General features: G+C 46.2%; 13 protein-coding genes. 7 read left to right on the forward strand and 6 right to left on the reverse strand.

Features of this window, described 5'->3' with window-relative positions; genetic code table 11:
• Positions 1-365: 365 nt before the first annotated feature.
• Both BCT49_RS20770 and BCT49_RS20775 read right to left on the reverse strand, forming a co-directional pair.
• Positions 366-896 carry an AAA family ATPase gene (locus tag BCT49_RS20770; RefSeq protein WP_102437871.1) on the reverse strand — a complete coding sequence of 177 codons (531 nt, stop codon included), beginning with the start codon at positions 894-896 and terminating at the stop codon, positions 366-368.
• A gap of 20 nt (positions 897-916) precedes the next feature.
• A complete protein-coding gene (locus BCT49_RS20775) occupies positions 917-1,558 on the reverse strand; it encodes a DUF2959 domain-containing protein (RefSeq protein ID WP_017107901.1) in 642 nt (213 codons plus the stop codon).
• A 205-nt stretch (positions 1,559-1,763) separates the two neighbouring features.
• Between BCT49_RS20775 and BCT49_RS20780 the strand changes: the two genes are divergently transcribed.
• The 3 genes from BCT49_RS20780 to BCT49_RS20790 are packed head-to-tail and all read left to right on the forward strand — an operon-like array spanning position 1,764 to position 4,063.
• Complete coding sequence (locus BCT49_RS20780) at positions 1,764-2,705, forward strand: virulence factor BrkB family protein (RefSeq protein ID WP_102437873.1); 942 nt, start codon at positions 1,764-1,766, stop codon at positions 2,703-2,705.
• Positions 2,677-3,111 (forward strand): D-aminoacyl-tRNA deacylase, encoded by a 435-nt coding sequence (gene dtd, locus BCT49_RS20785; protein ID WP_004735590.1) that lies wholly within the window; start codon positions 2,677-2,679, stop codon positions 3,109-3,111. The genes BCT49_RS20780 and dtd overlap by 29 nt, the downstream gene beginning before the upstream one ends.
• Positions 3,112-3,127: 16 nt before the next feature.
• Positions 3,128-4,063, forward strand: a complete 936-nt coding sequence (locus BCT49_RS20790; RefSeq protein WP_102437875.1) for a bifunctional GNAT family N-acetyltransferase/hotdog fold thioesterase — start codon at positions 3,128-3,130, stop codon at positions 4,061-4,063.
• 47 nt (positions 4,064-4,110) lie between these two features.
• On the opposite strand, the gene BCT49_RS20795 is transcribed toward BCT49_RS20790, so the two are convergent.
• The 4 genes from BCT49_RS20795 to hslR form a co-directional block, all read right to left on the reverse strand.
• Positions 4,111-6,087 (reverse strand): AsmA family protein, encoded by a 1,977-nt coding sequence (locus tag BCT49_RS20795; RefSeq protein WP_102437877.1) that lies wholly within the window; start codon positions 6,085-6,087, stop codon positions 4,111-4,113.
• 155 nt (positions 6,088-6,242) lie between these two features.
• A complete protein-coding gene (pckA, locus tag BCT49_RS20800; protein ID WP_009848030.1) occupies positions 6,243-7,868 on the reverse strand; it encodes a phosphoenolpyruvate carboxykinase (ATP) in 1,626 nt (541 codons plus the stop codon).
• A gap of 337 nt (positions 7,869-8,205) precedes the next feature.
• The gene (hslO, locus tag BCT49_RS20805; RefSeq protein WP_017109213.1) at positions 8,206-9,099 is read right to left on the reverse strand and encodes an Hsp33 family molecular chaperone HslO; all 894 of its coding nucleotides are present in this window, start codon (positions 9,097-9,099) and stop codon (positions 8,206-8,208) included.
• 18 nt (positions 9,100-9,117) lie between these two features.
• Positions 9,118-9,504: a ribosome-associated heat shock protein Hsp15 gene (hslR, locus tag BCT49_RS20810; RefSeq protein ID WP_004735595.1), complete on the reverse strand. Its 387-nt coding sequence runs from the start codon at positions 9,502-9,504 to the stop codon at positions 9,118-9,120.
• Positions 9,505-9,791: 287 nt separating this feature from the next.
• On the opposite strand from hslR, the gene gspC reads away from it, so the two are divergent.
• Genes gspC through gspF form a run of 4 tightly spaced genes read left to right on the forward strand, consistent with a single transcriptional unit; the run spans position 9,792 to position 15,505 of the window.
• Positions 9,792-10,715: a type II secretion system protein GspC gene (gene gspC / locus BCT49_RS20815; RefSeq protein WP_102437879.1), complete on the forward strand. Its 924-nt coding sequence runs from the start codon at positions 9,792-9,794 to the stop codon at positions 10,713-10,715.
• Between the two features lie 41 nt (positions 10,716-10,756).
• Positions 10,757-12,781 carry a type II secretion system secretin GspD gene (gene gspD, locus BCT49_RS20820; protein ID WP_102437881.1) on the forward strand — a complete coding sequence of 675 codons (2,025 nt, stop codon included), beginning with the start codon at positions 10,757-10,759 and terminating at the stop codon, positions 12,779-12,781.
• Positions 12,781-14,283 (forward strand): type II secretion system ATPase GspE, encoded by a 1,503-nt coding sequence (gspE, locus tag BCT49_RS20825; RefSeq protein ID WP_017107891.1) that lies wholly within the window; start codon positions 12,781-12,783, stop codon positions 14,281-14,283. Before gspD ends, gspE begins: the two co-directional genes overlap by 1 nt.
• A gap of 1 nt (position 14,284) precedes the next feature.
• Positions 14,285-15,505 (forward strand): type II secretion system inner membrane protein GspF, encoded by a 1,221-nt coding sequence (gene gspF, locus BCT49_RS20830; RefSeq protein ID WP_102437884.1) that lies wholly within the window; start codon positions 14,285-14,287, stop codon positions 15,503-15,505.
• Positions 15,506-15,552 lie beyond the last annotated feature (47 nt).

The raw sequence follows: 15,552 nt of genomic DNA on the forward strand, positions 1-15,552 counted from the left end.
GAGATTCCCTATCACGCTCGTTCCTCGCTGTAGGGAATGACTGTGGGTTTGTTTAGATTCGAGTTAACGAGATGCGAGATTCGAAGAGCGTGTTTAGATTGGATATAGCCAGATACTAAGAAGGTGAGATCTTCGATACCTGTTCTCTTTCATCCATTTCTACTCATCGAGTCGTCATTCCAGAATCGAGGGACGAGATATCTGGAATCTTTCTTTTACGGCATATAAGAGATTCCCTATCACGCTCGTTCCTCGCTGTAGGGAATGACGGTGGTTTGTTTAGATTCGAGTAAACGAGATGCGAGATACGAAGAGCGTTCAAGTATTCGTGATCCTCAATAGGGAGGGACGACCGAGTTGGGGAGCTAGCTTTTGATACCTAAGTGGCTTTTAACAAATAGAACCCGTTTTTCGACTGACATAAATGGAACCTCGACAATCTCATAGCCAAGCTCTTGATAGATTCTAACTAACGCGTGGTGAATCTCTAATGCTTCTTCAAACGGGTAGGGGCGCACTTCATCTTGAACATAGATAGAAGCTTCAGGGCGGCAGAATAGGGCTTGAGAGTGATAGCCTTTACTCGCTTCTCGGTAGTTCTCATCAATATCGAGGTTCGCCTGAGCTAAGTAACCGCAGATATCTGGGATAGCACGATCGAGAAACGCAATCGGATGCTGGTTAGCCTGTTCCTTTTGCTCGCTCATGACGGTCAGACACAGGCGAGCAAAGCCCGGAAGGTCTAACCAAGGTAGGATACCATCGGCCAGTTGACTCTGCTGTTCAATTAACTGTCGAGAAGATTCCGCGAAGGTCGGGTAACCCATGTCAGCCAAGGCATTAATCAGCGTTGTTTTTCCGGCTCCGGGACCGCCAGTAATAATGATTGGCTGCATCGTGTTGTTTCTCTGTAGATCTACTTCTGGTTCAGTTGAGCTAAGAATTTATCCGATTCTGCTATCGCCGCATTCATCTGTTCTATCGCGTAAGCGATGTCTTTTTCTAAGCTCATAAACTCGCCCTGCAACGAACCAACGGCACTCGCATTGAGGTTATGCTTGAGATAAAGCGTGTTGTCGCGAAGAGTGTTGAGTACCGGATCCATTTTCTTCTCAGCCCGTTTCATCGCTGAAAGCATGGTCTGGTAAGACGATTTGGTTTCACGCAGCTTCTTCTCACTTGAACGACGCAGTGAATCGCTGGTGTAGAGATCTAACTCACCTTGCCACTCTTCAAACAGCGCATCGGACACATCTTCAATCGCAGCAATGCGGTCACTGACATTTTGAGCCGCTTTCTCGCTGTCTTGGTATTTGTCATTGATCTTGTTGTACATGTCTTCAAGGTCGCCACCACTGAAGTTAGTCAGGCTACTTAAGGCTTCAAGTGCGCTGGTAAACTCTTCCTGAGCATCCTGCTGCGACTCTTTCGCGTCTTCTACTCTGTCGACCATAATGTCACGCTTGTGGTAACCCACTTGCTCCATTGCGGAGTAATAAGCTGACTGGCATCCAGTAAGAGTAAAAATAGAGAGGACTATAACTATTAAATAAGGCATCCTAGTTTCCTATAGTTAAATAATATCAATCGTAGTAAATAACTGCTCAACCTAGCTTGTTAAAATGCTCGATAACAGCGTTAGAATTTTTGATTGTAGAATAACTACTTATCAAAAAAATCTGCCTTGTTCTCAAGCCTTTTTCCTACGCTATTTTTGAACATTTACTTACTGTGATTAATACAACGGAATATTAATTAGGACTATGAACGAGTTACAAGGGAGTTACAAGTTGAAGATAAAAAAGGGCGCCACACTCAGTATTCAGTTTTCTCGCTATCTTTTGGCGCGAATGACGCACGATAGAGTCAACGTGAATGCGGGCTATTTGGCGTACATTACCTTGCTTTCGATCGTCCCGATGTTGACGGTTCTGCTCTCGATCTTGTCGTCATTCTCCATCTTTGCTGATGTCGGTATCGTGATTCAAAACTTCGTTATTACCAACTTTGTTCCAGCGTCAGGGGATGCGGTGCACGGTGCCTTGCTCGAGTTCGTTGCCAACACCGGTAAGATGACGGCGGTGGGTAGTGTGTTCTTGTTCATTGCAGCACTGATGCTGATCTCCAATATCGATAAGAACCTTAACTACATCTGGCGTGTTAATGAGAAGCGACGTGCGGTGTTGTCTTTCTCTATGTACTGGATGGTGCTGACGCTTGGGCCTATTTTGGTTGGTGCGAGCATTGCTGCCACCTCCTATGTGACATCCTTAAGCCTGCTACAAAACGAAGTTGTCTCTGGCGCTTTTAATACCGTGATTCGCAAACTCCCTTTGATTCTCTCCTTCTTTGCGTTCTTCGGCTTGTACCTGTTGGTTCCCAACAAAAAGATACACTTTTCTCATGCGGCTGCGGGCTCTCTGGTTGCGGCTCTGTTGTTCGAACTTAGTAAGAAAGGCTTTGCAGCCTACATTACACAATTCCCTTCTTACCAGTTGATTTATGGCGCATTAGCGGCGATTCCGATTCTTTTTGTCTGGGTATATTTGTGTTGGTTGATCGTGCTGGTGGGTGCAGAGGTGACCGCTGCCCTTGGTGAGCACGAACAGTGGAGTGACCCGCAAGAAATGGTACACTCAACGGATAACGACAAAATTACAGAGCAAGGAAACAACAGTGATAGCACTGATCCAGAGAGTAAGTGAAGCTGCCGTCCGTGTTGATGGCGAAGTAGTGGGTGAGATTGAGCAAGGCTTATTGGTTCTGTTAGGCGTAGAAAAAGGTGATGACGAAGCCAAAGCCAAACGTTTGATGGAACGAGTGACCACTTATCGTGTCTTTGGAGATGAGGACGATAAAATGAACCTCAATGTGAAGCAGGTTGAAGGTAAGGTATTAGTGGTGTCTCAATTCACTTTGCCTGCCGATACGAAGAAAGGTACGCGAGCGGGTTTTTCTCGTGGTGCTCACCCCGAAGATGCAGAGCGTCTTTACAACTATTTCTCTGACCAATGTGAATCAGTATTGCCAACAGAACGTGGCCGATTTGCAGCCGACATGAAAGTGTCGTTAGTTAATGATGGTCCAGTGACATTCTGGCTACAAGTTTAGGCTTAAAGGAATAAGCATGTTTAAACTCATAACCCCAACCACCGAAAATCAACTGAACAAGTATTACCATTTTCGTTGGCAGATGCTCCGTGAGCCTTGGCGAATGCCGGTAGGCTCAGAACGCGATGAATATGACGCAATGAGTCACCATCGCATGATAGTCGATGGTCGAGGTCGCCCTATGGCGATTGGACGCCTTTATATCACCCCTGATCTAGAAGGTCAGATCCGCTACATGGCGGTTAAGAATTCTCGCCGCAGTAAAGGTATGGGTTCGTTGATTCTTGTTGCGCTTGAGTCACTGGCTCGCCAAGAGGGCGCAAAGCGCTTGGTGTGTAATGCACGTGAAGATGCGATTTCATTCTACGAGAAGAATGACTTTGAGCGTCGTGGTGAGATTAACGATCAACGCGGGCCTGTGCGTCACCAGCAGATGGTCAAGCACCTTGACCCAATGGCTGACGTATTGCGTAAACCTGATTGGTGTAACGAGCTTCAGCAGCGCTGGGAACACCAGATCCCGATCAGTGACAAGATGGGCATCAAGATTAACCAATACACGGGTTATCAGTTTGAGTGTAGTGCTCAGTTGAATCCCAATTTGAACCCTCATAACACCATGTTTGCAGGCTCTGCTTTTACTCTAGCGACTTTAACGGGCTGGGGTATGACTTGGTTATTGATGAAAGAGCGTGGCCTGACCGGTGATATCGTGTTGGCGGACAGTAATATTCGTTACCGTCACCCGGTAGAACAAAACCCAGTCGCCTCGACCTCATTGGATGGGATCAGTGGAGACTTAGATCGTCTTGCCTCTGGCAGAAAGGCTCGTATCATCATTCACGTAACCATTCACAGTGGCGACGTGGAAGCGGTAGAGTTTACGGGAACCTATATGCTGATCCCTGACTACAAAAAGATACTTTCAACGGATTCGAATGTGAGCGAATAGCTGACACCTAGCACTCTGTTGATTTGGTAAGATATTGATTAAAAGCGCTACTCTTGTGGAGTGGCGCTTTTTTGTTGGCAGTCGTTAATTTCAGAATATTCAACTTGGTCAAGCTTACCTGAGACTTGGTGGCATGGGTCGGAAAGGGTAATGGAGAGCGAGTGCTGCTCTTGTTCTAGCAAATCGAGCTCGCCCGAGACCTCACCATTCAGTGTTTGAACCCTTTGCGAACCTTCCTCTTCTGCCGATGCACCAATAATGTGCATTGGTTTGAGAGTAAAGCGGCCACGGTCAAAATTCGCGTTCAGTTCAGGGATCTCAAACACGTTATCGGTGGATGTTTCAGACAGCGTGTCGTTAAAGGTCATCACGCCTTGGCGAACGCTGCCCTTGAGTTGACCTGTGGTTGAGTAGCCCAGCATCAGCGAATCGCCGTACAAACCTGCGGCTTGAAGTTCGAATTCACCATAACCGGTTGCATCAAGCGGTAATTCCAGTTGTTGCAATATTGGCGAGATAGGCAAGCCATCGGCAGAGATGTCTAGGCTCCACGGTTTACTTATTTGATTAAAGTCGAGAGTGGCATTCGCTTCAACATAGCCATGTTTTAGCGGCATAAACAGACGTGTCAGTGTCCATTTTCCTTGTTCGCTATTCATTTCAACTACAGGCTGAGCGCTGAGAATATTCTGGTAGCTGGCATCATTGGCGCTGGCCATTAACTTGCCTTGCCACAACCCTAGCTTTCTATCTTGCAGCAATTGAACCTGATGCCCCTCGACATGAAGCCCTGAAACCTGCCAGTAAGGTTTTTTTGCAAGTTGGATGAGTTGGCTACGCTCTATGTTTAGTCGATGAATAGAGGCTTGCTGTAGCTGTGTAAGCCAAGGCATTAAACGAGTGACCGGTAGATTTTCATCTTGGCTTTCAGTAATCCATTTTATGCCCTGAACATCAAGTTGCGTGAGTTCAACCGAGCTTGGTGTTAACACCCCGTTCATTTGGATGCTGCCTTGTCGCCATTGGGTATAGAAATCCTCAATCAGGATCTGCTCAGGCTGGAGGCTTAGTTGGATACTCGGGTCGACGAACAAGTCATCATCAATGGTGACGCCTTCTGCTTGTAGGGAAAAGGTGGCTTGTTGCTGCTGCCACAGCTGAAACGGTAACTGAACATTTTCTAATGAAGCATCGAAGCCAGCTAAGTGGCCATTTTTCCATTCCACATCGCTACGCAAGATATCTAAACTGTTGATGTGGTTTATTTGGATGCCTTCTACGTTCCAATTTTTACTTAATAGGCTTTGGGTTTGTTGTTGATCGAGCCTTAAGCCGTCAGCGGTTACATTCACCAGCGACCAACCTTGCTGATATTGTTCAGCTTGCCCAGAAATTTTGGCTCCTCGCCATTCAAATGAAGCGCCATAAAGAGTGCTGTCATTGGGCTTTAGATCGAGGTCAATCAATAAGTTGTCAAAGGCTTCATCTTGCCAATAGAGTTGCGCGGCTGTGAGTTGTGTTTTTCCGTAGGGCAGTATTGAACTGCGCTTATCCCAAGTGGGATCGGAGATCTGTAGATCGATGCCACGCGCATTAAAATCGGGCGTTGAATAATCTAAGTCATGGAGAGCGAGCTGGTGGAGCTTGATATGTTGCTGCGTAAACAAGGGATCGAGAATCTTTAGGTTATTGGTATCCAGTTGCAGGCCGCTGATCAAAACAGAATCCAACACCAATTTGGTTTCCGTTACAGAGTAAGGGCTGAACCAGATATCGATCTTGTCGATGTACAGAGGTGGCTGCTTTTCAGGTTGGGCTTGCGACAGGGTAATACCCATTAAAGTGATGTGATAAGGCGCCTGATACTCAATATCTTCAATTAGCACAGGTTGTTCAATCGTCTGCTTGATAAAAAAGTTAGCAACGTCAGCTCGGTACTGAGTTTGAAGGCTCAATAACAACGCTGCGATAGTCGCAACGATGATGGCCACCACAATACCAAGCACCATGAATACCTTTTTCATTCCCTGAAAGCCTTAAATTTCATTAGTCTCAAAACAGAGTGGAACAAAAAGGGACAAGCATCAATAAAAAAGCCCCTCAAAAGAGGGGCTTGCTACAAAATATTACTTTAAAACAGGGTGTTTGCGTTTCGCTTAACCCCGAGCAGATGTTTTGGTTAGTCGAGTTGTGGACCAGCAGCAACCAGTGACTTACCTTCAGCGTTGTCTGTGTACTTATCAAAGTTATTGATGAAGCGTTCCGCTAGATCTTTCGCTTTGCTTTCCCATTGTAGTGGGTCAGTGTAGGTATCGCGTGGGTCAAGAATAGCAGGATCAACGTCGTGCAACGCTAGCGGTACTTCTAGGTTAAACATCGGGATAACCTTAGTTTCGGCTTGGTCGATTGAGCCATCTAGGATAGCGTCGATGATGCCACGAGTATCTTGAATAGAGATACGTTTGCCTGTGCCATTCCAACCTGTGTTCACTAGGTAAGCTTCAGCGCCAGCCGCTTCCATACGCTTCACAAGCACTTCAGCGTACTGAGTTGGGTGAAGAGTTAGGAATGCCGCACCAAATGCCGCAGAGAACGTTGGTGTTGGCTCAGTAATACCACGCTCTGTACCTGCTAGCTTAGCTGTGAAGCCAGATAGGAAGTGGTACTTAGTTTGCTCCGGAGTCAGCTTAGATACTGGTGGTAGCACACCAAACGCATCCGCTGTTAAGAAGATAACTTTTTGAGCATGACCGGCTTTTGATACTGGCTTAACGATGTTGTCGATGTGGTGAATCGGGTAAGAAACACGAGTGTTCTCTGTTTTAGAACCGTCATCAAAATCGATAGAACCATCACCACGAACCGTTACGTTTTCTAGTAGTGCATCACGACGGATTGCATTGTAGATTTCTGGTTCCGCTTCTTTAGATAGACGAATCGTCTTCGCGTAACAACCGCCTTCAAAGTTGAAGATGCCATCGTCGTCCCAACCGTGCTCATCATCACCGATTAGCTCACGCTTAGGATCCGTTGATAGGGTTGTTTTACCGGTACCAGATAGGCCGAAGAATATCGCTACATCGCCTTCTTCACCGACGTTAGCACTACAGTGCATTGAAGCAATGCCTTGCAGAGGAAGTAGGTAGTTCATCATTGCGAACATGCCTTTCTTCATCTCACCGCCGTACCAAGTACCACCGATGATTTGAACGCGCTCTGTTAGGTTGAAAGCAACGAAGTTTTCAGAGTTTAGACCCTGCTTTTCCCAGTTAGGGTTCGTTGTTTTAGCACCGTTCATTACCACGAAATCAGGTTCGAACGTTGCTAGCTCTTCGTCAGTTGGACGAATGAACATGTTCTTAACGAAGTGCGCTTGCCACGCTACTTCAGTGATAATACGTACACTTAAGCGCGTATCAGGGTTAGCACCACAGTAACCGTCAATGACAAACAGGCGCTTGCCAGATAGCTGAGTTGTCACAAGCTCTTTCAGCTCATCCCATACTTCAGTTGTAATCGGTTTGTTGTCATTTTTGCCTTGATCTGACCACCACATGGTATCGCGTGTAGTGTCATCTTTAACAATGTACTTATCTTTTGGTGAGCGGCCAGTAAAGATACCAGTGTCAACCGCAACAGAGCCTAGTTCCGTTACTACGCCTTTTTCGTAGCCTTCCAAACCTGGCAGTGTCTCTTCAACGAATAACTGCTCGTAGCTAGGATTACGAAGAACTTCAGTAACGCCAGTCAGTCCGTGCTTAGTTAGATCAATTTGTGCAGCCTTAGTATGTTCCATAACGGTCATAGGTGCTCCTTGTAGGATATTTTGTAGGGATTTTGTATTAATTTTTTATTGTTATCTGCTCACCATGCTAGCAACGAGACTCTGGGGAAACAGGGATACAGCTCAAAAAGTATCCATATTAATCTTGGGGTTTTAAGCGTCTCGTCACATATTGGCCTAACTAGTCTATCCTGTACGCAAACCTTTGCGCTAGGGGCGAGAACATTATTAATTGATTAAAATTAAGCGGTGATTTTATTACGAGATGTTACGGAGTTTGCGCTATTTTGATCACAAAAAAGGCCAGCTGAGCGCTGACCTTTGTGGGGTAAATTACGTGTTTTTGGTACGCTGTAAATTAATGAACCGTATTGTCGCCTTTATCTGCTGCTTCTGCGTACAGAGCGTCAACGTCGTTCTTGTCAAAAGAGTAGTTTGTGCCACAGTAATCACAATGAAGAGCCACACTTCCTTCAGTGCTGATGATGTCGTAGATCTCTTCTTGAGCAACAGTAATGATAGCCGCACCGCTGCGTTGACGAGAACAACCACAGAAAAACTCAACCGGTTGTGGGGTAAATACCTGAACCTTCTCTTGGTTGTATAGACGGTACAACAGGTCATTTGCTTCTAGAGAGAACAACTCTTCATTTTTTACGGTGTCAGTTAACTGTTCTAGGTGTTCGAAGTCATCTGGCGTACCAGTACCGTCAGGCATAACCTGCAGCAGCATACCAGCAGCGTGTGCTTTGCCTTCATGTTCGCCCGTGCGCAGCCATAGACGAGTCTTTAGCTGTTCAGAGTTTGCGAAGTAACCTTCAAGCACTTCAGCAAGCGTGTCACCTTCAAGACCAACGATACCTTGGTAACGCTCACCTTTTTTAGGATCGATAGTGATCACTAGGTGGCCTTTACCCATTAGGTCGTGTAGGCCAGCGTCGTCAGCAATGTCACCGTCAAAGCGAGCAACACCACGAATCTTCTGATCGTTATCGCCATTAATAACAGCGAGAGATACTGGGCCATCACCTTGCAGTTGCATCGTGATAGAGCCTTCAAACTTTAGAGTCGCCGTTAGTAGCGTCGTTGAAACCAGTAGCTCACCCAACAGCTTTTGTACTGGCGCTGGGTATTCCTTGCTAGAAATAATCTGTTGGTACGCTTCGTCCATTTGTACCAATTCACCACGTACTGATAGGTCTTCAAATAGGTAGCGATTTAAAACATTACTTGTAGACATTGGGTCTGCCATTTGGCTATTCCTTCTAGCTTATTGAGTCTTGAACTTGATGATGTCACGACGTTGCTTTTTGTCTGGGCGACGTTCTGGTGCTGGGCTATGAGCATTAAGCTTGCGCTGTTGTGCAAACTCTTCTCTTTTTGCCAAGCTTTCGGTGGTTTCTTCATAGAGTGTTTGAGCGACCGGCGCTCCGCCACGGTGTGCGGATATTTTCTCTATGGTGACCGTCTTTTCTTCATTACCTTGGCGCAGAGTAATTACTGCACCAAGTTCTACGATTTTGCTGGGTTTGCTGCGCTGACCATTATAGTGGACTTTGCCACCATCGACCATGTTGCGAGCAATTGAGCGAGTCTTATAAAAGCGTGCTGCCCACAACCATTTATCGAGTCTGACAGCTTCATTAGTCGTTTTCATATAGGACAGTGCCTTTTCAGTTAGAAATGAATGCGGTTTAACTGTAATGAACAGTGCGCAACATGTTTTTGATGATGATTTTCACATTAAGTAGAAGCTTTAAGTGGAGGCGGGTGGCATTTTTTTCAAGTCATATTACAAAATAGCCATGTTATGCCGATTTATAGATTTGCTATGATATAGTTCAGGATCTTATGCTTAAATAAGCTCGGTATCGAACGAATGAATAAAAAAGCTGAAAGTTTAATGATTTGCAGCGTTTGTCGTCATGAAAAGGGGCAAGGACAGTGAACTTTTTAGAGCTCAGAAATAGCGTAGGAAATTCTCCTGTGTTGAGCCGCTTATTAGAGAATGGATTTGTACTTCAGCAGAAACTGAGCCTAGCTACGTGTTGTGTGTTGATTGCAGCTTCTGCATGGATTTTAGGACAGCTTGCATGGTTTATCGAACCTGCCGAGCAAACAGTTGTGCCTTGGAAAGCAACCGCTTCATCGTCTTCTGCTCCTCAATCGACTCTTGATATCTCCTCTTTTCAGCAGAGCAACCTTTTTGGTGCCTATAACCCAACCACGGCTCCTGTGGTTGAGCAACAAGTTATCCAAGACGCACCAAAGACACGATTGAATCTGGTTTTAGTGGGTGCGGTTGCCAGCTCTAACCCCAAATTAAGCTTAGCTGTGATTGCGAATCGCGGCACACAAGCAACCTACGGCATTAATGAAGAGATTGAAGGCACGCGAGCTAAGTTAAAAGCGGTATTAGTCGATCGCGTGATTATTGATAACTCAGGTCGAGATGAAACCTTGATGCTTGAAGGCATTGAGTACAAGCGTTTGGCCGTTTCAGAACCTGCGCCACCTCGCGCCTCTTCTTCTGTGCGTGGCAACAACCCCGCTTCTGCAGAAGAGAAGCTTGATGAAATTAAAGCGAAGATAATGAAAGATCCGCAACAAATCTTCCAATATGTTCGACTGTCTCAGGTGAAGCGCGACGATAAAGTGATTGGTTATCGTGTGAGCCCTGGCAAAGATTCAGAACTTTTTAACTCTGTTGGGCTCCAAAACGGAGATATTGCCACTCAGTTAAATGGACAAGACCTGACAGACCCTGCTGCTATGGGCAACATATTCCGTTCCATCTCAGAACTGACAGAGCTAAATCTGGTGGTCGAGAGAGATGGTCAACAACATGAAGTGTTTATTGAATTTTAAAACTTTGCGTCTAACGAAGGACGAAAGTGTAGGAGAAGTACGTGAAGCATTGGTTTAAGAAAAGTGCATGGTTATTGGCAGGAAGCTTAATCTGCACACCCGCAGCCATCGCGAGTGATTTTAGTGCCAGCTTTAAGGGCACTGACATTCAAGAGTTTATTAATATTGTTGGCCGCAACTTAGAGAAGACGATCATCGTTGACCCTTCGGTGCGCGGGAAAATTGATGTTCGTAGTTACGATGTGCTCAGTGAAGAGCAATATTACAGCTTCTTCTTAAACGTATTAGAGGTTTACGGCTACGCGGTTGTCGAAATGGACTCGGGTGTTCTTAAGATCATCAAAGCCAAAGATTCTAAAACGTCGGCAATTCCAGTCGTTGGCGACAGTGACATGATCAAAGGTGACAATGTTGTCACACGTGTCGTGACCGTTCGCAATGTTTCAGTACGTGAACTTTCTCCTTTGCTTCGTCAGCTGAATGACAATGCGGGGGCGGGTAACGTGGTGCATTACGACCCTGCGAATATCATTCTAATTACTGGCCGTGCAGCCGTTGTAAATCGTTTAGCAGAGATCATCAAGCGTGTTGACCAAGCGGGTGATAAAGAGATCGAAGTCGTTGAGCTAAAGAATGCTTCTGCGGCAGAAATGGTGCGTATTGTCGATGCATTAAGCAAAACCACCGATGCGAAAAACACACCTGCATTTCTACAACCTAAATTGGTTGCCGATGAGCGTACCAATGCGATTCTTATCTCAGGCGACCCCAAGGTACGTAGCCGTTTAAGAAGGCTGATTGAACAGCTTGATGTTGAAATGGCAACCAAGGGTAACAACCAAGTAATTTACCTTAAATACGCAAAAGCAGAAGATTTAGTCGATGTGCTGAAAGGCGTGTCGGACAACCTGCAATCAGAGAAGCAGACATCAACCAAAGGCAGTTCATCGCAACGTAACCAAGTAATGATCTCTGCTCACAGTGACACCAACTCTTTGGTGATTACAGCCCAGCCAGACATCATGAACGCGCTGCAAGATGTGATCGCACAGTTGGATATTCGTCGTGCTCAAGTATTGATTGAAGCCCTAATTGTCGAGATGGCAGAGGGTGACGGCATCAACCTTGGTGTGCAATGGGGTAACCTTGATACTGGTGCTGTGATTCAGTACGGCAACACAGGCGCATCGATTGGTGGTGTGATGGTTGGTTTGGAAGAAGCAAAAGACACCGAAACGACCACCGCGGTATATGATGATAATGGTGCCTTTGTACGTAATGAAACGACAACCGAATCCGGTGATTATTCAACTCTAGCTTCTGCACTTTCTGGCGTTAATGGCGCTGCAATGAGTGTCGTTATGGGCGACTGGACAGCGTTGATCAGTGCGGTAGCAACCGATTCAAACTCTAACATCCTATCTTCTCCGAGTATTACCGTGATGGATAACGGCGAGGCTTCATTCATTGTCGGTGAAGAGGTGCCTGTTCTTACTGGTTCTACAGCAGGTTCAAGTAACGATAATCCATTCCAAACGGTTGAACGTAAAGAAGTGGGTATCAAGCTGAAAGTAGTGCCACAAATCAATGAAGGCGACTCGGTTCAACTGCAAATAGAACAAGAAGTATCGAACGTATTAGGTGCAAACGGGGCAGTCGATGTTCGTTTTGCCAAGCGTCAGCTGAATACGTCAGTGATTGTTCAAGATGGTCAAATGCTCGTGCTTGGTGGTCTGATTGACGAGCGAGCACTGGAAAGTGAATCTAAGGTCCCATTCTTAGGTGATATCCCTGTACTTGGGCACCTGTTCAAATCAACCAGTACTCAGGTTGAGAAAAAGAACCTAATGGTTTTCATCAAGCCAACCATCATTCGTGATGGTATGACAGCTGATGGTATCACCCAGCGTAAATACAACTTCATCCGTGCTGAGCAGCTGTATAAGTCAGAGCAGGGCCTGAAACTGATGGATGACGATAACATCCCGGTATTGCCTAAATTTGGTGCCGACATGAATCACCCGGCTGAGATCCAAGCCTTCATCGATCAAATGGAACAAGAATAATGGCTGAATTGGTAGGGGCGGCAAGTACTTATCAGCGCTTGCCGTTTAGCTTTGCGAATCGCTACAAGATGGTGTTGGAGTATCAACATCCAGAGCGCGCACCGATACTTTATTATGTTGAGCCACTGAAATCGGCGGCGATCATTGAAGTAAGCCGTGTTGTGAAAAATGGTTTCACGCCACAAGCGATCGGCGCAGACGAATTTGATAAAAAACTGACGGACGCGTATCAGCGCGATTCGTCGGAAGCTCGTCAGCTAATGGAAGACATTGGTGCCGACAACGACGACTTTTTCTCTCTGGCAGAAGAGCTGCCTCAAGATGAAGACTTGCTCGAATCAGAAGACGATGCACCAATCATTAAGTTGATCAACGCGATGCTGGGTGAGGCGATCAAAGAGGGTGCTTCGGATATTCATATCGAAACCTTCGAGAAGTCATTGTCTATCCGCTTCCGTATTGATGGCGTATTACGTGATGTTCTCGCACCAAGCCGCAAACTGGCTCCGTTGTTGGTTTCGCGTGTCAAGGTTATGGCTAAGTTGGATATTGCGGAAAAACGCGTGCCACAAGATGGCCGTATTTCTCTGCGTATCGGTGGTCGAGCGGTCGACGTGCGTGTTTCAACCATGCCGTCTTCACACGGTGAACGTGTGGTAATGCGTCTGTTGGACAAAAACGCCACTCGCCTAGATTTACACAGCTTGGGCATGACGGCAGAGAACCACGAGAACTTCCGTAAACTGATTCAACGTCCGCACGGTATTATCTTGGTAACAGGTCCTACAGGTTCGGGTAAATCAACGACCTTGTATGCTGGTCTGCAAGAGCTCAACAGCAATGAGCGAAATATCCTAACCGTTGAAGACCCAATCGAATTCGATATCGATGGTATTGGTCAAACACAAGTGAACCCTAAGGTTGATATGACCTTTGCGCGTGGTTTACGTGCCATTCTTCGTCAAGACCCCGATGTAGTTATGATTGGTGAAATCCGTGACTTGGAAACCGCTGAGATTGCAGTGCAAGCCTCTTTGACGGGTCACTTGGTTATGTCGACTCTGCATACCAATACCGCGATAGGTGCGATTACGCGTCTCCGTGATATGGGTATTGAACCTTTCTTGATTTCCTCTTCACTGCTCGGTGTTCTGGCGCAGCGCTTGGTTCGAACCTTGTGTAGCGAATGTAAAGAACCCTACGAAGCCGACAAAGAACAGAAAAAGCTGTTTGGTCTGAAGAAGAAAGACAGCCTAACGCTTTATCATGCCAAAGGCTGTGACCACTGTAGCCACAAAGGTTACCGAGGTCGTACTGGTATTCATGAGCTATTGATGATTGATGATTCGGTACAAGAGTTGATTCACAGTGAGTCTGGAGAACAGGCGATTGAGAAGGCAATTCGTGGCACAACCCCAAGTATTCGCGATGATGGCTTGAGCAAAGTTCTGAAAGGGGTAACGTCCCTAGAAGAAGTGATGCGCGTGACCAAGGAAGTCTAGTATGGCGGCATTTGAATACAAAGCATTGGATGCCAAAGGCAAAAGTAAAAAAGGCTCTATTGAAGCAGATAATGCTCGTCAGGCTCGTCAAAGAATAAAAGAGCTTGGCTTGATGCCGGTTGAGATGACTGAGGCTAAAGCAAAAACAGCGAAAGGTGCTCAGCCATCGACCAGCTTTAAACGTGGTATTAGTACACCTGATTTGGCTTTGATTACGCGTCAGATATCAACGCTAGTCCAATCTGGAATGCCGCTAGAAGAGTGCTTGAAAGCGGTAGCTGAGCAATCTGAAAAACCACGTATTCGAACCATGTTGTTGGCGGTTCGCTCTAAGGTGACGGAAGGTTATTCGTTAGCGGACAGTCTGTCTGATTTCCCTCATATCTTCGATGAGCTGTTTAGAGCCATGGTCGCTGCAGGGGAAAAGTCAGGACACTTAGATGCGGTCCTCGAACGCTTGGCAGATTACGCTGAGAATCGTCAGAAAATGCGATCTAAGCTGCTGCAAGCGATGATCTACCCAATCGTGCTGGTGGTGTTTGCAGTGACGATAGTCTCCTTCTTGCTCGCCACTGTAGTGCCTAAGATCGTTGAGCCGATTATTCAGATGGGCCAAGAACTTCCTCAATCGACACAATTTTTATTAGCATCGAGTGAATTTATTCAGAATTGGGGTATCCAATTACTGTTGTTGACCCTTGGTGTGATTGTTGTTGTGAAGACCGCGCTGAAAAAGCCGGGCGTTCGTATGAGTTGGGATCGCAAACTATTGAGTATCCCACTTATCGGCAAGATAGCGAAAGGGATCAATACCTCTCGTTTTGCACGCTCACTTTCTATCTGTACATCGAGTGCGATTCCAATCCTCGAAGGGATGAAGGTCGCGGTTGATGTTATGTCGAATCATCATGTGAAACAGCAAGTGTTACAGGCTTCAGACAGTGTTAGAGAAGGCGCGAGCTTACGTAAAGCGTTGGATCAAACCAAACTTTTTCCACCGATGATGCTGCATATGATCGCCAGTGGTGAGCAGAGTGGTCAGTTGGAACAGATGCTGACAAGAGCGGCAGACAACCAAGACCAAAGCTTTGAGTCGACGGTTAATATCGCCCTAGGTATCTTTACCCCAGCCCTTATCGCGTTGATGGCAGGCTTAGTGCTGTTTATCGTGATGGCGACGCTGATGCCAATGCTTGAAATGAACAATTTAATGAGTGGTTAACGTACTGCTCATCAGACGTTAGTTTTTGGATTATCGAGAAGAAGGAC

Origin of the sequence: Vibrio lentus (assembly GCF_002875945.1) — a bacterium.
GTDB classification, from domain to species: Bacteria; Pseudomonadota; Gammaproteobacteria; order Enterobacterales; family Vibrionaceae; genus Vibrio; species Vibrio apostichopi.

What these genes read in the sequence shown, in the direction of transcription:
- BCT49_RS20770 (WP_102437871.1), bottom strand. Translation starts at nt 896, where the DNA reads ATGCAGCCAATCATTATTACTGGCGGTCCCGGAGCCGGAAAAACAACG.
- BCT49_RS20790 (WP_102437875.1), top strand. Translation starts at nt 3,128, where the DNA reads ATGTTTAAACTCATAACCCCAACCACCGAAAATCAACTGAACAAGTAT.
- BCT49_RS20775 (WP_017107901.1), bottom strand. Translation starts at nt 1,558, where the DNA reads ATGCCTTATTTAATAGTTATAGTCCTCTCTATTTTTACTCTTACTGGA.
- gspF (WP_102437884.1), top strand. Translation starts at nt 14,285, where the DNA reads ATGGCGGCATTTGAATACAAAGCATTGGATGCCAAAGGCAAAAGTAAA.
- BCT49_RS20780 (WP_102437873.1), top strand. Translation starts at nt 1,764, where the DNA reads ATGAACGAGTTACAAGGGAGTTACAAGTTGAAGATAAAAAAGGGCGCC.
- hslO (WP_017109213.1), bottom strand. Translation starts at nt 9,099, where the DNA reads ATGGCAGACCCAATGTCTACAAGTAATGTTTTAAATCGCTACCTATTT.
- pckA (WP_009848030.1), bottom strand. Translation starts at nt 7,868, where the DNA reads ATGACCGTTATGGAACATACTAAGGCTGCACAAATTGATCTAACTAAG.
- BCT49_RS20795 (WP_102437877.1), bottom strand. Translation starts at nt 6,087, where the DNA reads ATGAAAAAGGTATTCATGGTGCTTGGTATTGTGGTGGCCATCATCGTT.
- gspE (WP_017107891.1), top strand. Translation starts at nt 12,781, where the DNA reads ATGGCTGAATTGGTAGGGGCGGCAAGTACTTATCAGCGCTTGCCGTTT.
- hslR (WP_004735595.1), bottom strand. Translation starts at nt 9,504, where the DNA reads ATGAAAACGACTAATGAAGCTGTCAGACTCGATAAATGGTTGTGGGCA.